The following is a 22,088-nucleotide window of genomic DNA, read 5'->3' as shown; positions in this document are numbered from 1 at the left end:
CCAATGATGATACGCTTATTTTAACTCTTCGGAACGAGTACACGAAATTGTTCGTCCAGCCACTCCAGAGCAGCCTGCAGCTGATCCTGTGGTACGGTTTCATAACGATCTCCCAGTGAAAGTTCAAATGAACAATGCCCCGTCTCATTGCTTTCATTTAGATAGGAGGTTAAGCCTATCCCAAACTGCTGAGTCATTTTCGAGAAAATAGGTTCAGCCTCAGCCTGTGCTAATGCGATGTGAACATGAAACATATTGGAAACTGGTACTTCTGGCAGCGTCCGTACCGCATGACATTGATTCAGCATAGCGGCTAGCTGCTTGGCATGTTCATAATAGACTCCCATTTTATCCTTGCGCTGATCAAAATAATATTGGGAACTGAGAATGTATGGATACAGGCCGATCAGATCCCCGCCAAACCGGCGCTTCCATACTCTGGATTCTTGCATCATGTCTGCATCTCCAGCCAATACGGCTCCTGCAATACCACCAATCCCCTTATAAAAGGATACATAGACACTGTCAAACAGGCTGCATATCTCCGCCGCGGTCTTCTGATAGTAGGGTGTAATTTCAAACAGCCTGGCTCCGTCCAAATGTAACTTGATACCCTGTTCTCGGCAATAGGCTGAAATGGCTTCAAGTTCTTCATATGAAGGCAGTTGTCCGCCGATCTCCCGCTGTGGCAGTTCAAGTAATAGACAAGCAATGTCGCCTTCGATGGCTTTTACATCTTCCAATCGAATTAAACGATCCTTCTCCCCTAGTAACACCGCTTCAATCTGATGAAGCTCTCTCAAGGTGTTTTCTTCATGAATCTCAATGTGGCATAGCGGATGATAAGCTACGCGCTTCAGTCCCTTCCGATCACAATAGATACGTAACGCAATCTGCTGAGACATGGTACCACTCGGGAAAAATATAGCCGATTCCTTGCCCAGCACTTCAGCCATTTGCCGCTGGAACTGTTCAATGGTTTCCCCATTTCCGTAATGGTCGCTGTCCATCTCTCCATCCATGTGCTGAAATGCTTCCTGCAGAACTTTAATTTTGCGGCTGCCATGACCACTGACGATATATTCAGCCTGCATGTACGCTTCCATCAACGAGCCTGGTGTTTCTTTCGAACCATATCCATTAGACTCTTCACCGGCTGCATCTGCCAATTCCTCTTCCACTTCATGACCAGAATGTTGACCCATTACTACCCACACCTCTCTAATAGTTATATAACTAAAATGACCTTCAGATATGTTCTGTTCTTTTTATTTCCGCCAAAACGTCGAGCAGTCAGCCTTATCCAAAATGTTAAATTCGATAATTTTCTCAAGCAAAGAGAAGTCGACCGGGAGATTCCATTTCATACGGATCAATTCCTTTGTATGATCATAACCGGCCATCACAATCTCTTCTGAAAAATGATGGATGCCTGCCTTTTCAGGGGCAACTGCCATATGCTGTTTGGATACGCTAAAGCCTATGATAAAAGTATCATGATCAGTAAACATCGGTTGATTCCATGCAATCTTCGGCTTTAAATTTGGAAATTTCGTAGCGACCCAATGCAGAACTTCTTCTGTTCTTGCCCGGTGTTCCGGGTTATCCATACGTGCGAGGTAATCTTCAAACTCTTCCATTAAAACTCCTCCTAGGTGTAATTGATGTTATTTAACGTGGTCCTTAATGATTCAATTCCCTTCACCCAAGTATACACTCTATTTGAGAGACTCCATATAAGAATGCAATTCATCGTTGCTTCTTTACGCATAAACTTCTTGCCGCTTCACTTACAGTGAGGGTTAATCGTTTCTTTTTTAACTCCTTCTACTTTTGCTTGTTTATCACGATGGACAAGTTATAGTTTGCATGTTCATTTAAACGTACGAGAAATTGATCCAATACTTCATTAGAAGGGAATCTGCATTCCAGTAAATAACATCCGTCCCCGCTCACTTTGTAATTATTCAATACATAATGCGCTTCGTTTTTAATAAAGGACAGAAAAGATTGATGATACGGATTGGTCAGTTTGACCGTAATGAAAGCATGAACTAAACAGTTTAATTTGGCCTGATTCACTTGTAGGGTGTATTTCTCAATGATGCCGCTTTCCTCCAGCTTTAACACTCTTGAAGCAGCTGCTTGTCCGGTGAGATGAACTTTCTCCCCCAACTTTTTCATCGTCATACGACTGTTCTGGGACAGCTCTTCAATAATTAACTTATCTATGTGGTCAATCACTTATAATCATCCCCTTTCATTTATTGTCTTCTTAATTAAAATACCAATTCGTGAAATAAGTAAAGTTAACTCTGTTATGCATACAGACGATTCAATAAAAATACTTTCAACATTCAAGTAAATGTCCGGAAAGACTTTATTTCATGCATGTACGTAAAAAACCACAACGTGTAAGCTATTTATATATTCATGATCAAAGGAGAATTGCAATGAAAATAACTCACATTCGAAATGCTACGATTATCGTTGAATATGCAGGATACCAATTCCTGATTGACCCCTTTTTGGCTGACAAAGGCACTTATCCTCCTTTCCCGAATTCGGCAAGACAGGATCAGATGAATCCGTTGGTTAGCCTTCCAACTTCGATTGACAATATAATTCGTAACATCGATGCCGTCATCGTTACTCACCTGCATTTGGACCATTTCGATGATGCCGCAAAAGAAGCGCTGCCCAAAGACATCAAAATGTTTGTACAGAACGATGCAGATGCCATAGAGGTGAAAAATGCAGGTTTTAACAACGTAGAGGTTCTTCAAATAGATACTGTCTTCCAGGGAATCGAGCTGGTTAAAACCAAAGGAGAGCACGGCAGAGGTGAAATATTGAAGCTTGCTGGTGAAGTGTGCGGCGTAGTCTTTAAACATACTAGTGAACAAACCTTATACGTTGCCGGTGATACTGTTTGGATTGAGTCTGTTGAGGAAGTGATTCATACGTACAAACCTGAAGTTATCGTCGTCAATGGAGGAGATAATCAGTTTTTGCAGGGTGGTTCTTTGGTGATGGGGAAAGACGACATTTATGAAGTTTACCAAACGGCATCCGATGCCAAAATTATCGTTGTTCATATGGAAGCTGTTAACCACTGGGGGCTTTCAAGAGAAGAGCTGAGAAACTTCTTGAAGGATAAAGGTATGACCCGGAACGTTCTTGTTCCAGAGGATGGGGATTTCTACGTAATTTAATTCAATTGGATAAAAAGAGCACTCCTCTGTCACATAAGTGACGGCCAGGAGTGCTCTTGCTCAGCTTACTTCACCGAAAGCAAGCTTTCCGAGATGAATTTCAGTTGCCCTTCCAATGTTATAGGATCATTGTATGTGTCTGAAGTTTTATCAAGCTGGAAGACATGTCCTGCCTTAACAGCAGGGAGATTCTCCCACAAGGTATTGCTGTAAACGACACTGGCATCACTTGTATCCCCTGACCATGGGCTGGTGAAAATAATATCACCTGCATACTCCGGCAGTACTTCCATGGAAATCGAGGCAAAGCCTGTCCCGCTGTCAATCGCCTCCGCTTGAGCCTTGGCTGGAGCCTTGAAGCCAAACTCGCCGTATAGGATCTCACCGCCACGACCATAGTTATGACCGAATACATACAATCCCTTCGCATAGGGATTCAGGATGGAGACTGTGCGATCGCCTACTGCTGCTTGTACTTTGGGTTTCAATTCATTGATCTGTGCTTCCCAGTTTGTGATCCAGGCTTTGGCTGCGTCTTCTCGATTGGTCAGCTTGCCGAGTTCAAGCATGAGGTCTTTATAATTAAGTTTGCCATACTGAATCTGCACCACTGGTGCAATCTGTGACAACTGATCAAGCCCTTCTGTTCCGGTATAAGCAATGATCAGATCGGGCTTGAGGCTTACCAATTGTTCCGCTGTCGGCAGCTCACCCAGATCGGTTGTCCCTTGACTTGTCAGTTGATCCTTGATGTATTTGTTGCCCATTGCACCTGACAGCGCTCCAACTACCGGAACATCCAGTGCTACAAAGTATCCTGTCGTAAATGACGTCAGATCAACGATACGATTCGGTGTTTTAGGTACTTGTACTTCTCCTGCATCGGATTGATATGTAACCGTCTCTCCTTCATCAGTTGTCGCTGGTTCAGCTGCAGAGGCTGAGTCGGTTGTCTGCTCAGCGGTACTCGTGTTTGACTCCATTGCTGTACTTGACGTCGCAGACTGTCCGCATGCACTCAATACCAGCAGTACGCTCAGTGCCAGTATAAGCAAGATCGAATTGGATCGTTTCAACAATGTAAACCCACCCTTTTAATTGATATTGATAATTGATATTGATAATCGTTATCACTTTATCATGATATAGAGAATTTGACAAGATATTTAATACATGAAAAAAGCCGCCAATGGCGACTACTGAAGTAACTTTTTGTCTGTAGGTAACAATGGTGCAGCAGCTCCGATTTAACTCTCACTTATAGGGATATGATCAACGACGGTCCACTTGTTTTTCCGATATTCCAAAATTATTTTCGAAGAATAAGAACCTTCATTGGAGCGATATTTGCTTGCATCAATACTAACTTTATTCTGTTGATCCGGCTGTTCCGGTTTTGCTATTTGCAGTAATATCCCTTTCAGGTTGGATTTATCACCATCATATAAGCCTTGTTTCACCAACTGTTTGTATGTCAGCTTATAAATCTCCACTTTGTACTTCTGGTGTAGGTATTCTACGATGTGTTGTCGGTCAGAATCACCTGGTTGAATGCTTTGATCGAAGACTACGGATATATACTCCATGTTTGTGTTAAGAGCTGTATCTGTAGATATGATTTCATCCAATGCAGCACGATAAAGTCCATCTAGACTGTTTATTGCCTCAGCATCTGTAGACCTGCCTGAACAAGCTGATGTCAGAGAAACTGCTACACAAACCAAAACACAATATAATAGCTTTTTCTGTATAATATTCCCCTCCTAGTATTTCATTATTTAAATAACGGAACTCATGATGTACTTGTTGCAAAAACAAAAAAGCAGTCCCTAAGGACTGCCCACTCAGACTACATTTTCACTTCAAGAGTAAACTGCTCCAGCTCTTCTTCGGCTTCACGCAGCAATTCCAATAACTGATCTGCGTATTCTCCAAGGACTGCCCTGCTGGCCTCAAAATGAAGCCATTGAATGGTAAGCGGCATTGAAATATAACCCGTCACACCATCCCACAACGCATCTAAATTCCGTCCATAAGATTCTCCTAATCCTAGCTTCGCCTGAAGAATGTCATGTAATTCTTCTTTTCCATGAATGTCACTTCCATTAATAATTACTGTTTTCATACCATCCTACCTTTGGTCATTTGATTTGTTCAAACGTGCGATAATGATCGGTTGTTTTATAGATTAAGCCATCACTGGAGTATAGAATTCGGTCGCTTCCCCGGGTTCCTCCTGAATAATTAATATCTGCCTCATACCAGGTCCTCCCTTTTTTCTTGGGCAGCAACCCTTCACGATTCTGAAATACATCACCGCCGATACTTTTGCCTGGAGCGACGGTTTGCAGATTGCCTTCACTTGGTTCCCAACCCAGAGCTCTGGCTTCTTTCTTCGTTATATAATTTTCCGGAAGTTCTTGATGGTCGATGATATAATTGGCAACTTCATCAAATTGGGTCAGGACAACATTTTCCTGAGTAGGATCATCCAAAGAAATCGATTCAAGCGAACAACCTGCGAACAGCATGGTTGCCAGAATAATAAGTAACGTGCCTAACCATTTTTTAATAAGCATTGCGATTTGTCTCCTTTTGATCTTTTCATCGCTCCCATTGTGCTGTGATTGCAATGACGTGAGCTAATTTATGAACTGTTTCACCATCCATTCCCTAACATCAGCATCGCTCATTCAGGATCATGGTACAAAAAAGTATATACCAATCAAAAGTATTGAACAATTTTTCAAATTGAAGTACGATCAGATTAATAATGTAATGGTCGTATGTAACTGGCGAACACGGTGAACCGTGAGGGAGCATATGATTCTAATCAGCCGTACGCCTGGGCAGAGGTAAGGAATATTTATTTCCTTGCCTCTTTTTAGTTGGAAAGGGCGATGAACAAGATGACTACAGATCAACTCATTTTAAATGGACAAACGGTAGCGGACTTTATGAAGGAAGAAATGGTAGCAAAAGTTGCAATGATTAAGGAGAAAGGCATCCTCCCTTGTCTCGCTACTATTCTGGTCGGCAATGACCCTTCCTCAGAAACGTACGTACGCATGAAAGGAAATGCATGTGCCCGTTTAGGTGTACACTCCATTAAGGTCGTTCTGCCGGCTGAAACGACAACAGAGGAATTAATTCAAGAAATAAACAAATTAAACGCAGACCACTCCGTACATGGCATTCTGTTACAGCACCCTGTGCCGCATCATATCAACGAAAGAGCCGCTTTTGATGCAATCAGCATTGAGAAAGACGTTGATGGCGTTACGACCCAAGGCTATGCGTTAAATGCTTTTGGGGCAGCCGCGTTCCCTTCTTGTACTCCACAGGCGATTATCCGTATTCTGGATTTCTATAGGATTCAAATCGAAGGCAAACATGCCGTTGTCATTGGTAGAAGCCCAATCTTGGGCAAGCCTGTTTCAGCCATGTTACTAAACCGAAATGCAACGGTGACGACCTGTCACTCCAAAACCGTCAATCTGGACGAAATTGTGAGGTTAGGGGATATTGTGATTGCTGCTGTTGGCAAACCGTTGTTTGTAAAAGGCAGCTGGATTAAACCTGGCGCTGTTGTGATCGATGCCGGCTACAATAAAGGTAACGTCGGTGATGTGGACTATGTATCCTGCTTGGAGCAGTCATCTGCCATTACACCAGTACCAGGTGGAGTTGGCCCCGTGACTATTGCTACGCTTATTGAACACACAATCCAGTCAGCTTATATGCTATCTGAAAGAGCATAGTCGTTATAACAGCACGCAAGCCCACTCTGTCTGATGAGGGGCCTGTGTGCTCTTCTTTTATTTTCTTGTGGAAGAATATTAGCTCAAGACTACACTTTTTGGTGGCAAGTTCTGGTGTGATCGTCAATTCCTCTGGTTTTTCACACGCTCTTATCCTCCCTACGATTTTACATATTGCAAAATAGCCGTCGCTGCACGGATTCGCAAGTCTGCATCTTCACTATGCAATGCTTCTTTCAAAACATCGAGAGCTTGCTGAACGATCCTTTCGTCTACCCTAACGGTATCATGATCTGGCATTTCAGTTTTGGGAGCTATCGAAAGCCATGGGTCCAGTTGAGCCTGTGACAAGGGATGATCGAATTTTACAACAATAGAAGAATCATTAAGCAGTGCACGTACTTTTTCATTTATCGCGGTCAGAGGAATGCGCCCCATCCAGGTAACTCCTCGCCGGTGACATATCGAGTCTTCACCCGTGCCCGAGGAATCATCATAAAAATAATCACCCACATCCCCAACGTATACCCACTCATCATCGTCTATCAAGATAAAGTCCCCATCCTGAATGATGTTTACAAAAGTATGGAGAGTATCCATTGTCCGGTTCAGCTCCATTTCATTAAGCGAATAGCGTTGTACGAGCTGCTCTTTCCATTCTTCAGAAGTCAGTTGTTCCAGATCCCCTGTAGCTGGCCAAACGATACCGATAAAGTTATTCTCCAGAAACGAAGTAGTTCGATCCACTCCGTGTAATGTAGATTGTATATGATATAGGTTCATGCTAATCACTCCTCGCCCAAATCCTTAATGTAGTCTAATTGAAAACTCACAGAAGTATTACAATGTTCCACTCAAAAAGTCATTACGTTTTCATTTCCCGGAAATGAGTTCGTATATTACCTTGGTCTCTACATTATAGATGGTTCATTTTTGTTTGACTATTGGCCCGATCGCTCAAAGTTGCAACCCAAAAATCAGCCAGGCCTCCTTTGCTAAGGTTGCCAGATGATGAGGATTAAGCACGATTAACAAACCAAAGGAACTGCGACATCGCAGTTCCTTTGGTTTTGCTATATATCTAACACATCTCCTTATGAAACCTTGCTCCTTGGTGATTCGGCTCCAATTGCAGCGTTTCTTCAAATCGCACTTTAGCTTCAGCTGCTTTTCCTAATCCTAACAAGCCCAAACCCAGCATAAACAGGCAGTGAATTCGATTGCGTTTGTTCAGGTCATCCTCAAATACGAGAAAATCAGGTAATGATACGGCAAAATAATCTATTTTCACGTCATCAAACAGGTGTCTCTCAGCAAAATCAATCAGCTTGTTAAAGCGGCGTTTGGCTTCTTTCTCATTGTTTAATTGCAACCATGCCAAGCCTTGATAGTAAATCATCTCTGGAGGCTGATCGTTATAATACATGGCACTGGCCGGCTCTTCCAGACCTTGCGAAGCAACGGTCCAGTGGTACACCGCTTCTTCATTCTGGCCCAATCCGTTGAATGCTTGGCCAAGCTCGTAATGAACGTTATTCTCCTGAGCACCATCCAGCTTGCCCTCGCCCAAATTCTCGGGATAATGGAGCGCACGCTTTAATAAAGAAACAGCTTCCTGAAACTTCCCTTGCTGATTGGCTTGTCTGCCGAGCTCCACAAGTGCAAGCACATATTGTCCCGTAACTTTGCCTTCTCCACCCTCCCAAGGATGAAATTGGCGCTGCAGCAGAGCAGATAACGCTTCTTCGTACTGACCGAGCATGTTGAGCAAGGACACATATTCGAGATATAGGTCATCCCGTTGATGTGTGAGCTGCATATGCTGCTGAAGCTTTGCCATTCGCTCCTGAGCGGAAACACCCACTTTTTTGTGCAGCTGGTCCAACTCATAGAATACACGAGCATCTTCCGGATTACATTGAAAAGCCTTTTCAAGCGAGGACAGTGCGGCCATTGATTCATTCCGTTTATTGTAATAAGCCAAGGCAAGATTACGATGTGCCGTTGCAAAACGATCATCCAATTCCACGGATCGTTCCCAATGATGAATGGCGTCTTCTGCACGCTTTTTGTCATAATACAGGTTGCCCAGATAGTAGTGAGCCTTGCTGTCCAGCGGATGCGCAGCAATCGCATGTTCCAACACTTGCATGTCGAACAGACTGTTCGGAAAACAATAGTCGGATGAGGCGGTTTGAGCCAACTGGTGCTCCCGGGCTGCTTTTTCACGGAAATCCATTTTGTCATACACGTAAGCGAGTGAATAATGCACCATCGGATAGGTGTGATTGCCGTGTGCCAAACGAATCTGCACCAGTGCGTCTCTTGCCTCCTCGTACATTCCGCTTTCAGCATAATCCGATGCCAGATTCAAGTAATTATGCACATCGTTTCTCATAAACTTTTCAAGAGTTGTTCGTGTCTCCTTTGCTTTCTCATGATGTCCTAACAAATTCAAGGCGAGGGCTTTCTCGTACGCTGCTCCAAAATCCGCAATATCCAGCTTCAACGTTTCCTCCGCAAACTGAGCCGCTTCCACATAACGTCCAAGCTTGCGCAGAACCGCAGTTTTCAGGAGTCTCGACTTGTAGTTCCTTGCGTTCCGCACCAAAGCTCTGTCTACAAGTTCCAATGCGTCAGCATAGTCCCCTCGTTCACAGGCAATTTGGCTTAATGCATAGTAACCGCTATCCTGATAAGCGGCAGACCATACCGCCTTATAAAACGCTGCGTACGCTTCATCGTTTCGCGCCTGCAGCCTGAGTGCCAGCCCGAGTTGATAGTAGGCTTCGCTGTCGTACGGATTCGGGTTACGCCAGGTCAACGATTCTATGGCTGTCCGAAAATGTTCTTCCGCCTGCTTGAACCATCCCCTGCGGAGCAGCAACGTGCCATAAGCAACATTGAGCCGAATGTCGGAGGCATCCCTTCTCAGCCCTTCTTCATAATAATCCTCAGGTTCAAAGGTAGCATGCCGATATTGTTCAAGGTGTATACCGGCCAGATACAGCTGCTCCGTACTCTTAATCTCCTTCGGAAGAGGAAGCGGTTTGGCTGGATCGGGAACTTGTTCAATACGAGGTTTTGCCGGACGATAGGATATCAGCTGATGGCCATTCGCATCCTGAATGGTTACGAATAAATCATGTGGCTGGTCTTCTTCGTCTAACGTGACAATTGATTTATAGGTCAGTTCCGGTGAGAGCGTCGCTTTATCTTTCAAATAGCTCCTCTTCCGGCCCTTCAACTGAATGATTGCCCCCGCGAACACGGATGTGGCATAGGCCATTACAGTCGCAGTGCGAAGCGATTCGTCCACCTCCAGATTCACCGCTGCATCGATCGATGCATTTTTCACGACTCCAATATTTTTGTATGGCATGAAATACTGTGCAAACGATTTTTCCTCGTACGGCTGAAGCCAAGTGAAGTCTGGTTGGTTGTCCGTGAATACGCCTGTCATCAACTCGATATATGGCCCGTCCTCATCGGTCAAACTGCGATCCCACGCTTGCCCGAATTCGCCATTGCCCCACGTCCATTGTTTCTTCCCCGGGGACACATGATGGTTCGCTACGTGAAGCAGCCCTGCTTGAACGCCATGATCGTATCCTCCAACGAAATTGTAATTTGATTTATAGGCCATATATGACGTGGGCACAGGTATATTTTTGTATCGGGAAATGTCTACACCTTCTGAATAATCCATCTTATAATAGGTTCCCGTTGCAATGGGAAACCTCGACACATCACGCTTGCCGTGGTCAAACACTGCCGTGACGTCAGGCGGAAATACCGTTTGAGTATGGTCATTGACCGCAACAGCCGGATTGGCCCACCATAGGAACGTTTGCGGCTCCGAAGTCCGGTTATACATCTGTGCCTTAATTTCGAGGTAGGCTTTTCCCGGATGCAGCGTGAATCCTGTTGTAACCTTTGTTCCGTACATTCGGTCGATTTCACTGACCCAAACGGTGGCGCTGCCGTCCTCATTCTTGGTTACGGCATGCTCTACAGGACCAAAGGTGTTAGGACGATGGTGCTGCGGCCAGTTAAATTCTATACCGCCCGAAATCCAAGGTCCCGCAAGGCCTACCAGTGCAGGTTTGATAACACGGTTATAGTAAACAAAGTCATAATTGTTCGTTTTGTCCAATGCCCGGTAGATACGGCCGCCGATCTCGGGCATGATTTCAATTCTCACATATTCATTCTCGAGTATGGCCATGCGATAGGACTTCATTTCCTTTTCGTCCATGATTTTATCGATTACAGGATGCGGATAAACACGTCCCGACGAGCCCTGGTAGACACGCTTCTCCAGAAACATAGGATTTTTGTCAGGCTCTCCGGTGCCATAGGTAGGAATCTCAACATGTTCCTCCCAGACGCGAACAGCGTTTGAAACGGGTAAAGTTGACTCTCTCGTGCTCATTATTTCTTTTCCTCCTCATGTGAACTGTCGGTGTATCCATAGTAAGAAAAATGAACAGCGAAGGGCCATTCAATATCCTCTGAATTTCATGGACTATATGGGGAAACACCTCGCAGATCACTGTTGAGGGCTATTTTTTCGTTTTCGGTACGCAGACGGCGTCTCACCGAACGCTTCGCGGAACTTTCTTGTAAAATGAATGCCGCAGTCGAATCCAACATCCGCCGCGATTTCGGCAATTTGCCGATTGGTGCCGTTCAGGAGCTGCGCCGCCTTTTCCAATCTGAACTTATGAACTGTATTCAGAATTGTGTCACCCACCTGCTCCTTAAACAGATGAGACAGGCGTGACGTGGATAAACAACATCGGCTCGCCAGCTCGGGTATGCTTACTTTCTGGGCTGGGTACATCTGCAAATGTCGCATCATCTCCGCAATTCTGGGATCCATTGTCGCCGGAACATCTGGAGGAAACGTCTGTTGAATGCGAATCAACGTCTCTTCCAGGGCAAGCTCAGCTAATCGGCGATGGAGTTCGGAACTTCCTTCCGAACGTCCGTGACGCACCAGCCTTTGAAGGGCATTGTGCACATCATGCTGCAGCTCCTCTGAAGCGATCTGCTGAAAGAAGAAACGATCGGACATTTCAGGCAGTTTCAACCACGTACTCCAGTTGGGGTCGGGAATGAAATGAACCCATATAAATTCCCAATGCTCCTGCTTCGTTTCATAATGATGTGGAAGTCCCGGCAAGAGGATGGCTACATCCCCAGACGTACAGGAGATTGAATTTTTACCATGCTGTATCACGCCTTCACCAGAAAGCGTATACATCAATAACCAGTCAATACTCCCTGATGGACGATGAATCTCGTATCCCTTCTTTTCCTCATAGTGTCCTGCAATTAATATCCCAAAGGGCCGGGTTTCATGAATAGCATAATCCGCATGTTTTTCAGCCATTATCACACTACCTCGCCATATCGTATTCCGTATAAAATATAGCTATATTGATACTTCTTGTATTTGCTATAAACAGTAGAATTCATCGTAAAGAACATATCACAAGGAGGGTATTCCAACAATGTTCCAGGTATCGAAATTATCATTAAAAAACGTGGGTGACAAGGAAATCTATCCAGGAAAATTGGGTGAGAATGGCGGAGCAAACCCACAAGGTGAATCCTTTGGATTTACGAATTATTATATGACGCGTAACGGAGAACCCTTCATCCCTGTTGTCGGTGAATTTCACTTTTCCAGATTTTCGTATTTACATTGGGAAGAAGAACTTCTCAAGATGAAAGCTGGAGGGATTCACATTGTCGCAACGTATGTATTCTGGAATTTTCATGAGGAAGAAGAAGGGATTTTTGTATGGGGCGGTAGGCGAAACCTTCGCCACTTTATCGATCTGTGCGCCAAGCTCGATTTCCCCCTAATCCTTCGCATCGGTCCATTCTGTCACGGTGAAGTTCGCAATGGTGGAATTCCGGATTGGGTACTCTCTAAGCCAATCGAGATCCGCTCCAATGATCCCGATTATCTGAAACTCGCCCGCAAACTCTACCGGGAGATTGCCGTTCAGATGAAAGGCAGCCTGTATCAGGATGGAGGACCCGTTATTGCAGTACAGCTTGAAAATGAGTTCATGCACGCCGGGGCGCCCAATGATGCCTGGGGTTACAAAACAGGCAAGTTTCTGTCTTCCGGTACGGGCGGCACAGCTCACCTCGCCGAGCTGCGTCGCATTGCGGAGGATGCAGGCATTCGTCCTCTATTCTTCACGGCTACCGCTTGGGGTGGTGCAGCCGTTCCGGAGGAAGGTTTTTTGCCCATGCTTGCAGGTTACGCCTACACGTCTTGGATACCAGCCCAGCCACCGAGCACGGAGTTTTTGTATCGCGATCTTCATGATACACCAGCCGAACCGGTTCATTTTGATGTGCCCGAATACCCCGTTGCATATTGCGAGATGGCGGGCGGCATGCAGGTCAGTTATAATGTAAGGCCGTACGTTCCAGAGAACAGCATTGAGGCCATGACTCTTGTCAAGCTGGCCAGCGGCAGCAATCTGCTCGGTTATTACATGTACCATGGCGGCTCCAATCCTGTCGGCAAGAAGGGTTACCTGAATGAGCAATTCCTGCCGAAAATCACGTATGACTACCAGTCACCTTTGGGTGAATTCGGCAGGGTCGGTGCATCCTATGACCGCATCCGCGCGATTTCCATATTTCTTCAATCCTTCGGATCGATTCTTGCGCCGATGAAGACGATACTGCCTGAGGGACAATCCACCATAGATCCGACAGATACAGAGACATTGCGTTGGTGTGTAAGACATCATAACGGTTCCGGCTTTGTTTTCTTGAATAATTTTCAGGACCAAGTCAACCTAACCAGCCGTAAGATCCGAATCGAATTGGAAACCGTCAAGGGGCACGTTGCTTTCCCGGCTGAAGGTGAACTTGAGCTCCCAGGCGGAATCGGGCTGATGCTGCCATTTAATCTGGAGCTTCATGGCGTGTCGCTTGTCAGCGCAACGACTCCTTTGTTGACGGAGATTGAAACCGACAATGAGAAAACGATATTCTTCTATGCACATGAAGGAATGGCACCGGAATACGTCGTATCCAAAACGAACCTGACGGATGTGCACGCTGGAGAAGGCATATTAACGGACAGAGGTTCTTACTACGTGATCCAGCCGAGCGTAAACAAACTTGATTCAGTCCACTTCCGCACAACCGATGGCCGTAATGTACGCTTTGTAACGTTATCCAGAGAAGAAGCACAGAAAGCATATACCTTCGAACTATGGGGGCAAAAAACACTCGTGATCAGCGATTGTCCCGTGATCTTCAACCAACATCAGCTTGTCTGCACATCGATGGGAGTATCCCGGTTTGATGTTTCGTTATATCCAGCACCTGCACACGATTTACAAACGAAAAACGCAAACTCCATCCCTTGTCAAAAGGAAGAATCGACATTCTTCGCTACCTACACGTTGGAGCTGCCTGAATATACGCCTGACGTGCTGGTTACGAAGCCTGCGGAGAAATCGGCTCTCCTGCAGTTTGCGGGAGAATGGCCCTCTCATGTTCATGATGTGTGGCTCGAGGTAGATTATGAAGGTGATGTGGCTGAAGCCTTCCTGAATGGCCGGCTTATTACGGATCACGTTTATTACGGGAAGACTTGGTCCATCGGCCTGAAGGAATTCTACACGCAGCTTGAATCCTCTACCTTGCACCTATCGATCACGCCACAGCGCCGGGGAACGGTCCATACCTTTGTCAATCAGGCGCAAATTGAGCGCTTCGAAGGTGTCGAGATTGCCGAGTTCCACCGCATTGAGGCCATCCCGCAATATCAGGTTGCCTTGTATCCTGTCAAAACTTCAGCTGCGGTTGAACATTCCCCTGTTCCACTCTCCTAAAAAACCGCCCTGAAATCGTTCAATTGGAGCGATCTCAGGGCGGTTCTGGTCGTTACCATTGCTAAATCATATTTATTGTTGAAAATAGTTAGCTCCATGGTATCCTTGAGTAGAAAATACAGGCAGGACATATGTCAATAATACGAATATTGAAAAGGGAGGAGATTCATTTGATACAACCGATTTGTTTTGGAATTATAGGTTTCGGTTGGAGAGCGGAAGCTTATTTGCGAATTGCGAAGCAGCTCCCCCATCTATTCCGAATCAGCGGCATAGTCGTTCGAAATTCGGCCAAGTACCAAGAAGCTGCCGATCAATGGGGTGTAACACTTTACGAGTCGTCAAGTGAATTGACCCGTCATAGTGATTTTCTTTTGGTTGCTGTTTCCAAAACTGCCGTACCCGCAGTTCTTGAAGAACTTGCTTCACTGCACGTGCCCCTCCTGGTTGAAACGCCTCCGGCTTTCGATGAAGAAAGCTTTGCGCTAATGTCCAAGTTCGCCGAGACAAACGCACATATTCAAATCGCAGAACAATATCCGCTGCAGCCCCATCATACGGCTCGTATGGCTCTCATTTGTTCTGGAAAACTGGGTCAGGTTCATCATGTTCAGGTGTCATCAGCGCACGGCTATCATGGGATCAGTCTCATCCGTAACTGGTTATCGATATCGGATATCAGCTGCGAAATCGTTGCCCGCCGCTTCGAACTTCCGATTCTGGAAGTCCCCTACCGTGGTCGACAAGTTCAGGATCAGATCGAGAACGAATTACAAGATATCGCCATGCTGACGTTCCGGAACGGCAAGAGTGCTTTGCTGGACTTTACTCGGTCTCAATACTTTTCTCCCCTCCGTCAAAACCGGGTTCTGATTCGCGGTTCCCATGGAGAGATACGGGATAACGAAGTTACAATCAGCGTGGGTGCTGAAGCGTTTGATACATACTCGATCCATCGAATTCAGAGCGGTATGGAAGGAAGCCTGGGGCCGCTGTCATTACGTGAGCTTCGTGCTGGCCAACAGTGCCTTTACCGTAATCCCTTCTCTTCTGCCCCATTTTCCGATGAAGAGCTGGCCATGGCTGAAATTTTAACACGAATGTCGACTTATGTGAGAGAGAATATCCCTTTTTATTCTCTGACAGAAGCTCTTAACGATGTACGTTTGTCCCTTGCCATTGAGAAGTCAATCGCAACTCAAGCCCCTGTATGGGTATGAGATAATGACTTGGAAATCTCTACTAACTTCTCTATTAACTTTTAATGAAATGAATGCAAGAAAGGTGTATTTTAATGTTTGCCATGATAGTCACAGGTTTACTTCTGCTTTTTGCTGGAATAGGGTATGTCATATATCTCGTATCCAAACATTCCAAAAACCCGGATCGGTCGTCGGCTCGAGTCATGAGATTTATCTTAGCACTATCCATTATAGTCCTGTTTGTTCAAGACTACATATTCAATGAAGTACCTTCTAATTCAATTATGATTTTATTTTTTGTTGTCGTTTTAATAATCACCAGTTCATTGTTTATCAAGAATGAAGAGAAGAACAATTAATGATCCTGCATTAGAATCTAATAGAAACAAACGAACTTACTCCCTGACAGGAATAAGTTCGTTTTTGACTACTCATTTAAAGTTACGGACCAATTAGGGTCGTTATATCGTTTATCAACTACTTCCCTTTCGAGGGTGAGCTCCTCCGGAATATGATCTAACCCTTCAATTCGGAATTCATAAGGGGTTTTCATGTTACGATCTCCCATGCTGATAAATCCCTTTCTCCAATGATCGGGTAAACTATTTTCGAGACTCGACGCACCTCTCTTACTCACGATATATTGTTTGCCTTCCGAATCATATGCAGACCATAACTCTTGACGAATCTCGTTATCTATTTTCCCATAGAATAAGACAGCCAGTTCATCTGTTCCATCGCCTCTTTGCGACTTCTCCATGGAAGTACCAATCAGTTCGAATTTATCTTTCAAAATCTTAAAGTCTTTGGACTCTTTTAACTCCGCAGGTCTAAAAGAAAACTTACTTCCATCCACTTCAGCAATAGAGTATCCGTCCAATACAAAACGGTAAGGTTCTTGTTCAGGCAGGTACTTAAAAGTGTAACTCCAACGCATTTTCCCTTTTTCAGTTACACTATAATCAAATGTCATAAGGCTGTCCATGTAACCAAGTTTTCTTGGGTTTACTGAATGTATCTCCTCGTTATCCAAGGTTTCAAAGTGAAAGCTCAACATTTGTTTTTCCCACAAATCACCGGGGGATCTCGCCATTGCTGCTTCATCCAATTCGGTCTCCACTTCGAATCGTACTCCCTGTACCATTCGTGTGATCCTTTTTAAATTGACAGTCATTCCATGTGGTGTTGTGTAAGCTCCAGAGAGTTCCTCAACTTGGGTCTTGCTATTTGCCTCTTTCATATCCAGGTCAAAGCTGAAATTCCAATTTCCTTCTATGGAAGGTACATTTCTGTTTCCAAGCGTATTAATATTCCCCTCAATCGTTATCTTGTCCGTCTGCAGCGGCTCACTAAAAAATTCAACCATATAATAAAAATCATTTGTATATCCCATATCATACATGCTGCCCACTATGTTTCCTTTATCATCTTTAATCGTTATGTTGTTTGGTTCTCCAAGAATAAGCCTTTCACGTTCATGCTTTCCCTTTTTATCAAAAAGCTGAAGTGCAACTGTCACTCGTGTTGGATCTGCTACAGCTTCCTCAATGACAAGCGTATAACCTTTGTCCTTCACCTTAATATGTGGATTATGCACCAATCCCAGTTCCTGCGCTCGAAGAAGCCCGATATCGGGGTTGTCCTTGGCAAACAAAGATCGGATCATTTCAGCAAATGTTGGCACGGTATAGATTGTAACTGCACCTATGGCAAAAAAGAGTGCTATTGCTGCGGCAGCCCATCTCCACTGTTTAAAGTACGATTTCTTTTTCGACTTTGGCTCAGAAAGTGAAGAAAGAGCGTTCTCCACCGCTAATTGGACTGTATCAGGGAGGACCACGTCTTGTGTTTTTGACTTAAGAAATTGTTTTATCTTGTGATCAACCGGATCATGATAACTCATATTTTTCTTCTCCTTCCCCTAATACAAGCTCAGATAGCTGCTTTCTAGCCCTGAACAAACGTGACTTTACTGTACCTTCAGAAACTTCGAGCACGTTGGAGATGTCCTTGACCGACATATCTTCGATATAAAATAGCGTGACAATGGTTTGAAGCTGTTCATCCAGTTCGTCAATCACCTCAAACAGCTCAATTTGTTCGTACTCCTCCTTATAAGATGTCTTTCTTAAATCGTAAGGAATGAGGGATACCCGCTTCTTTTTTCTATTGATCTGATTGCACTCGTTAATCAATATCCGAATAATCCATGTTTTAAAATAAGCAGGCTCTTTCAGTGTATGTACATTAGAAAATGCTTTGGCAATGGTCTCCTGCATCGCATCAGCACAATCTTCGTTGTTCTTTACAATTGATCTTGCTATAACAAAGAGGCTCTGCTGTATCGCTCGTACCAATAACACAAATGCTTCCTTATCCCCTTTTCTCGCAAGTTCTGCTTTCTCTGTCAAATCCACGAAGATCTCCCCTCCTTCTCAAACTATCTATTCATTAGATACTCAAAGACTTCATTTGGTTCACAAAAGAATTCAAATATTTTTCCGGTAAACTATACCTTCCTTATTATCCAACTAAAAAACAGCCGAACATAGGAAGTCCGGCTGTTTTCTTATATCACTTATCTATCTCAAAAATGAAAACACCATACGGAGACATTTTGATTTCATTCTTATAGGTTGTTCCCGACAGCAGCTCTTTGGCTTCCTTCTTGAGCTTGATTCCTGCCTGTTTGTCCGAGAAGTTAAGTAAAAATAAATACGCCTTATCGTTCGATGAACGGATACCAAGTTCAACTTCGGACGGTACCTCCATCAAGTCATCCACCGGTGAAAATAGCCCGATTTCGTCCATGATTGCATCAACGACCTGTTCATTGTAAGCGGCCCCATAATACCACACTTCACCTTGACCTACGGCACGTTTGGTCATAGCTGGACTACCTGCATAGTACTCTGAAGCATACTCCGCTACGACCTGCACTTCGGGATTCTCCACATGAAGAACCTCGTTGAATCCGACCGTTTGCATTCCCGCTTGCAGTTGCTCCCTTTTGCCTTTCCACTGCAGTTCGGCTGCGGGAACGGTTCCTTTGACTAAGGTGAAATCCTCCACGGTCACTCCGCATAGCTCCGCAGCTGCTCCTGGAAAAGGTCTCATATAACAGTGTCCCTTGAGATCCTTATATCCGGTACGGGCACCCAACAACAGGGTTCCACCTTGACTGACGTACGTTTGCAGAAGTTCTGCTGTTTCGTCTGTCATGATTGCCGGGTGAGCATAGATGATCACCTTATATTTGGACAGGTCTTCCAGAACGGTTGATGATCGCAGCGTAACAAGATCGGTGGGAATATGGCGATATTGCAGCTGCTTATACCAAGCGCGAGTGCTCTGTTGATGAAGCGGACCATGCCACTCGTCCAACTCACCATCCCACATATTATCGTAATCCTGCAGGATGGCTGCATCCGCTTGATACGTCGTACCCGCAATAGCCCGACCTATTTTAACAAACTCTTCGCCGACCTGTGCTACCTCTCGGACTCGCCGGTTGGGTTGATTGTGGTAATCATTGATGCCGTGCCAGTACATCTCCGTTCCGAACGTTGCCGTCCGCCAGCGGAAGTATACGAGTAGGTCTGTTCCGTGAAGGACGGATTGATATGACCATAATCGGATCTGGCCGGGTCTTGGAGTGCCCATACCTATACTATCAACCCAGCCGCCTGGACCAGACTGTTGTTCCATTACGCAAAAGTTCGGAGACATGTTTCGTACATTGGATAATTTCATGCTCCAAGCCCGGTCTTGCAATGGCTTTTCGTCCTCACCAGTAAATATTGTGGCAAACTGCGGATACGAATCATAGGAAAAGAAATCAAGGAGTTCATCCGTCAATTCATGATTGTCTATATGTCCGAACGTACCGTTTGTCGTGATCCAATGTTGAGGATCCAGTTCACGAATGATATCCACTTGAAGCTTGGCAAATGAAATGGTATTCGCCGATATGAATCTCTTTTCATCCAATGCCAAGTGAGGATTTGGCGATTGATTAACCATGTTACGTGTAAGATAAATTTGTTCCCATTCGGTATAGGTCTGACTCCAAAAAACGGTTCCCCATGCTTGGTTCAAGTTTTCTAACGTGTTATAACGACTCTTCAGCCACTCGCGAAACGCGATATGATCTGCCTCCGCATAAAAAACATCCATATGACAGTTGAGTTCGTTATCGATCTGCCAGCCAATGACAGCCGGATGATCTTTATATGCGATAACCATATTCCGTACGATTTTTTCACATTGCTGCCTATAGATCGGGCTGCTGTAGTTATTGTGACGTCGCATGCCGTGCCTATATAATACACCGTCTTTATTTGCATTTAAAACCTCAGGATACTTTTCGGTTAACCACGCAGGTGGAGTAGCCGTCGGTGTTCCCAGAATGACGCCCAAGCCGTATTGATGTGCCAGGTCCAAAGCCCGCCCAAAAAAGCTGAAATCGAACTGGCCTTCTTCCGGTTCAAAGATGGACCAGGCGAATTCGGCCATCCGAATAACTGTAATATTCATCTCTCGCATTCTTCGGAAATCGTCCTCCCACAACTCCTCCGACCAATGCTCAGGGTAATAACAGACACCCAGTTTCAGTTCTTCCATTTGTATTGATTTCGCCAACTTTATTGCCCCCTTAATGTACCATGCTGCCTCCATTTTATTGGATACTTTGCGTATAATAAATGACAAGATTATGCGTCTTATAATAAAATATTGTCATCAATTATCTTTCGAACTACGATCACTTAAGTTCTTTATTACTCATCACATAAAAATATTGCGTTCAAATGGAGGCTTCACGTGAAAGAACACATCTTTCTTCCGAAACCCGTTTTCCCCAGACATGTTTGCTATCCCGATTTTATTGGAGGTTACAGTGACTTTCCGAAGCATAGTGTGAATCGGGAATATCGGAGCAAAGAAATTAATTTGGATCAATGCTACAATTTGCACTTGGTACTTGGCGGTAAAGGATTCCTGCATACCCCAACCAATAGTTATGAGTTAACACGTGGACAGGGATTCCTCTACGGCCCCGGTCTTAGACAAACGTATCATTCGGACTCCGATGATCCGTGGAGTATTCGTTGGGTTCACTTTTACGGAATTCGTCTCGAAGAATTGCTGAATGGAAAAGGAATTGACGAGCCATGGTTGTTTCAATGTTCCAACTTTCCACTTGTTACAGCGCTGATGGATAGATTACTTCAGTTAGGAAGGGAATATCAAGTTGAGGATGAGCACAGTATGGCAGCAACGTTATATGAACTGTTGACAACATTACAATCCACAGCGAACCAAATTAATGTGCTTGTGAATCAAACCGCTGAGCGAATACGTGAAGCAGCAAACTACGTTCGATCGCATAGCCATGAGCACATCACACTTGAGCAAGCTGCTGGGATTGCCGGGTACAGTACACCCTACTTCAGCCGCAAGTTCAGTCAGACGTTTGGAATGTCCTTTCCGGAATTTCTAATGGAATCCAGGCTATTGCATGCGAAGCATCTGTTAGCAACAACCAACCTATCCATTAAGCAAATTACGCTGGAGACCGGATTTTCCCAGTCGAGTTACTTCATCCGGTGTTTTAGGAGTCAAGAAAACCTAACACCTTTGCAATTCAGAAATATTCACAATCTTACTATAGGCAGATAAATACTCTGGTTGTTTAGAAGCTGCAGATGTTCCTTTATACCGAACGTACAAGAAGACCCTACACATCTAGTGTAGAGTCTTCTTCTCTTGTTCTCATGTTTAGTTTTCGGTCACGGGTGATCAACCGTGTTTTCATTCTTCATCTTCGTCAGCTCTATATTCCAAAATATCTCCAGGCTGACATTCCAGCGCTTTGCAAATTGCCTCCAGCGTCGACAAGCGTATCGCTTTCGCCTTCCCGTTCTTCAATATTGAAATATTGGCGATTGTGATATCAACTCTCTCTGCAAGCTCGGTAACCGTCATTTTCCGCTTGGCCAACATTACATCAATATTGATTATAATAGCCAT

18 protein-coding genes and 1 riboswitch are annotated in these 22,088 nt (G+C 44.7%); of the genes, 5 read left to right on the top strand and 13 right to left on the bottom strand.

Annotation, left to right across the window (positions count from 1 at the left end):
* Positions 1 to 20 precede the first annotated feature (20 nt).
* From HP552_RS06715 to HP552_RS06705, 3 genes are all read right to left on the bottom strand, one after another.
* The gene (locus tag HP552_RS06715; RefSeq protein ID WP_246310787.1) at positions 21 to 1,106 is read right to left on the bottom strand and encodes a threonine aldolase family protein; all 1,086 of its coding nucleotides are present in this window, start codon (positions 1,104 to 1,106) and stop codon (positions 21 to 23) included.
* Between the two features lie 162 nt (positions 1,107 to 1,268).
* Positions 1,269 to 1,640: an iron chaperone gene (locus HP552_RS06710; protein ID WP_175394797.1), complete on the bottom strand. Its 372-nt coding sequence runs from the start codon at positions 1,638 to 1,640 to the stop codon at positions 1,269 to 1,271.
* 187 nt (positions 1,641 to 1,827) lie between these two features.
* Entirely contained in the window at positions 1,828 to 2,244 is a 417-nt protein-coding gene (locus tag HP552_RS06705; RefSeq protein WP_175394796.1) for an Lrp/AsnC family transcriptional regulator, read from the bottom strand.
* Positions 2,245 to 2,453: 209 nt separating this feature from the next.
* Here HP552_RS06705 and HP552_RS06700 point away from each other — a divergent pair, with 209 nt between their 5' ends.
* The gene (locus HP552_RS06700; protein WP_175394795.1) at positions 2,454 to 3,215 is read left to right on the top strand and encodes an MBL fold metallo-hydrolase; all 762 of its coding nucleotides are present in this window, start codon (positions 2,454 to 2,456) and stop codon (positions 3,213 to 3,215) included.
* A gap of 65 nt (positions 3,216 to 3,280) precedes the next feature.
* Here HP552_RS06700 and HP552_RS06695 read toward each other — a convergent pair whose 3' ends face one another.
* The 3 genes from HP552_RS06695 to HP552_RS06685 form a co-directional block, all read right to left on the bottom strand.
* Entirely contained in the window at positions 3,281 to 4,294 is a 1,014-nt protein-coding gene (locus HP552_RS06695; RefSeq protein ID WP_175394794.1) for an ABC transporter substrate-binding protein, read from the bottom strand.
* A gap of 770 nt (positions 4,295 to 5,064) precedes the next feature.
* A complete protein-coding gene (locus HP552_RS06690; RefSeq protein ID WP_175394793.1) occupies positions 5,065 to 5,340 on the bottom strand; it encodes a barstar family protein in 276 nt (91 codons plus the stop codon).
* 16 nt (positions 5,341 to 5,356) lie between these two features.
* A complete protein-coding gene (locus tag HP552_RS06685) occupies positions 5,357 to 5,794 on the bottom strand; it encodes a ribonuclease domain-containing protein (protein WP_175394792.1) in 438 nt (145 codons plus the stop codon).
* Positions 5,795 to 5,993: 199 nt separating this feature from the next.
* Positions 5,994 to 6,073, top strand: a riboswitch (ZMP/ZTP riboswitch).
* A gap of 51 nt (positions 6,074 to 6,124) precedes the next feature.
* On the opposite strand from HP552_RS06685, the gene HP552_RS06680 reads away from it, so the two are divergent.
* Positions 6,125 to 6,976, top strand: coding sequence for a bifunctional 5,10-methylenetetrahydrofolate dehydrogenase/5,10-methenyltetrahydrofolate cyclohydrolase (locus tag HP552_RS06680; protein WP_175394791.1), 852 nt, complete (start codon positions 6,125 to 6,127; stop codon positions 6,974 to 6,976).
* A 159-nt stretch (positions 6,977 to 7,135) separates the two neighbouring features.
* Here HP552_RS06680 and HP552_RS06675 read toward each other — a convergent pair whose 3' ends face one another.
* The 3 genes from HP552_RS06675 to HP552_RS06665 all read right to left on the bottom strand — a co-directional run bounded on the left by HP552_RS06675 (position 7,136) and on the right by HP552_RS06665 (position 12,374).
* Positions 7,136 to 7,759, bottom strand: coding sequence for a DUF8426 domain-containing protein (locus HP552_RS06675; protein WP_175394790.1), 624 nt, complete (start codon positions 7,757 to 7,759; stop codon positions 7,136 to 7,138).
* A 298-nt stretch (positions 7,760 to 8,057) separates the two neighbouring features.
* Positions 8,058 to 11,411 (bottom strand): DUF5107 domain-containing protein, encoded by a 3,354-nt coding sequence (locus HP552_RS06670; RefSeq protein ID WP_175394789.1) that lies wholly within the window; start codon positions 11,409 to 11,411, stop codon positions 8,058 to 8,060.
* Between the two features lie 117 nt (positions 11,412 to 11,528).
* A complete protein-coding gene (locus HP552_RS06665; RefSeq protein WP_175394788.1) occupies positions 11,529 to 12,374 on the bottom strand; it encodes a helix-turn-helix domain-containing protein in 846 nt (281 codons plus the stop codon).
* 121 nt (positions 12,375 to 12,495) lie between these two features.
* On the opposite strand from HP552_RS06665, the gene HP552_RS06660 reads away from it, so the two are divergent.
* Both HP552_RS06660 and HP552_RS06655 read left to right on the top strand, forming a co-directional pair.
* Positions 12,496 to 14,856 carry a beta-galactosidase gene (locus tag HP552_RS06660; protein ID WP_175394787.1) on the top strand — a complete coding sequence of 787 codons (2,361 nt, stop codon included), beginning with the start codon at positions 12,496 to 12,498 and terminating at the stop codon, positions 14,854 to 14,856.
* Positions 14,857 to 15,026: 170 nt separating this feature from the next.
* Entirely contained in the window at positions 15,027 to 16,076 is a 1,050-nt protein-coding gene (locus HP552_RS06655; RefSeq protein WP_175394786.1) for a Gfo/Idh/MocA family protein, read from the top strand.
* A gap of 409 nt (positions 16,077 to 16,485) precedes the next feature.
* Here HP552_RS06655 and HP552_RS06650 read toward each other — a convergent pair whose 3' ends face one another.
* From HP552_RS06650 to HP552_RS06640, 3 genes are all read right to left on the bottom strand, one after another.
* A complete protein-coding gene (locus HP552_RS06650; RefSeq protein WP_175394785.1) occupies positions 16,486 to 17,961 on the bottom strand; it encodes a DUF4179 domain-containing protein in 1,476 nt (491 codons plus the stop codon).
* Complete coding sequence (locus tag HP552_RS06645) at positions 17,948 to 18,475, bottom strand: sigma-70 family RNA polymerase sigma factor (RefSeq protein WP_175394784.1); 528 nt, start codon at positions 18,473 to 18,475, stop codon at positions 17,948 to 17,950. The genes HP552_RS06650 and HP552_RS06645 overlap by 14 nt, the downstream gene beginning before the upstream one ends.
* Before the next feature lie 157 nt (positions 18,476 to 18,632).
* Entirely contained in the window at positions 18,633 to 20,699 is a 2,067-nt protein-coding gene (locus tag HP552_RS06640) for a beta-galactosidase (RefSeq protein ID WP_175394783.1), read from the bottom strand.
* A 180-nt stretch (positions 20,700 to 20,879) separates the two neighbouring features.
* Between HP552_RS06640 and HP552_RS06635 the strand changes: the two genes are divergently transcribed.
* Entirely contained in the window at positions 20,880 to 21,737 is an 858-nt protein-coding gene (locus tag HP552_RS06635; RefSeq protein WP_175394782.1) for a helix-turn-helix transcriptional regulator, read from the top strand.
* 132 nt (positions 21,738 to 21,869) lie between these two features.
* On the opposite strand, the gene HP552_RS06630 is transcribed toward HP552_RS06635, so the two are convergent.
* Positions 21,870 to 22,088, bottom strand: coding sequence for a helix-turn-helix domain-containing protein (locus HP552_RS06630; RefSeq protein ID WP_175394781.1), 219 nt, complete (start codon positions 22,086 to 22,088; stop codon positions 21,870 to 21,872).

Source organism: Paenibacillus xylanilyticus, assembly GCF_013359935.1.
In the GTDB taxonomy this organism is placed as follows: Bacteria; Bacillota; Bacilli; order Paenibacillales; family Paenibacillaceae; genus Paenibacillus; species Paenibacillus xylanilyticus.
This window is presented reverse-complemented; position numbering and strand designations above follow the sequence as displayed.

What these genes read in the sequence shown, in the direction of transcription:
- HP552_RS06715 (WP_246310787.1), bottom strand. Translation starts at nt 1,106, where the DNA reads ATGGAAGCGTACATGCAGGCTGAATATATCGTCAGTGGTCATGGCAGC.
- HP552_RS06710 (WP_175394797.1), bottom strand. Translation starts at nt 1,640, where the DNA reads ATGGAAGAGTTTGAAGATTACCTCGCACGTATGGATAACCCGGAACAC.
- HP552_RS06700 (WP_175394795.1), top strand. Translation starts at nt 2,454, where the DNA reads ATGAAAATAACTCACATTCGAAATGCTACGATTATCGTTGAATATGCA.
- HP552_RS06690 (WP_175394793.1), bottom strand. Translation starts at nt 5,340, where the DNA reads ATGAAAACAGTAATTATTAATGGAAGTGACATTCATGGAAAAGAAGAA.
- HP552_RS06685 (WP_175394792.1), bottom strand. Translation starts at nt 5,794, where the DNA reads ATGCTTATTAAAAAATGGTTAGGCACGTTACTTATTATTCTGGCAACC.
- HP552_RS06680 (WP_175394791.1), top strand. Translation starts at nt 6,125, where the DNA reads ATGACTACAGATCAACTCATTTTAAATGGACAAACGGTAGCGGACTTT.
- HP552_RS06675 (WP_175394790.1), bottom strand. Translation starts at nt 7,759, where the DNA reads ATGAACCTATATCATATACAATCTACATTACACGGAGTGGATCGAACT.
- HP552_RS06670 (WP_175394789.1), bottom strand. Translation starts at nt 11,411, where the DNA reads ATGAGCACGAGAGAGTCAACTTTACCCGTTTCAAACGCTGTTCGCGTC.
- HP552_RS06665 (WP_175394788.1), bottom strand. Translation starts at nt 12,374, where the DNA reads ATGGCTGAAAAACATGCGGATTATGCTATTCATGAAACCCGGCCCTTT.
- HP552_RS06660 (WP_175394787.1), top strand. Translation starts at nt 12,496, where the DNA reads ATGTTCCAGGTATCGAAATTATCATTAAAAAACGTGGGTGACAAGGAA.
- HP552_RS06650 (WP_175394785.1), bottom strand. Translation starts at nt 17,961, where the DNA reads ATGAGTTATCATGATCCGGTTGATCACAAGATAAAACAATTTCTTAAG.
- HP552_RS06630 (WP_175394781.1), bottom strand. Translation starts at nt 22,088, where the DNA reads ATGGCTATTATAATCAATATTGATGTAATGTTGGCCAAGCGGAAAATG.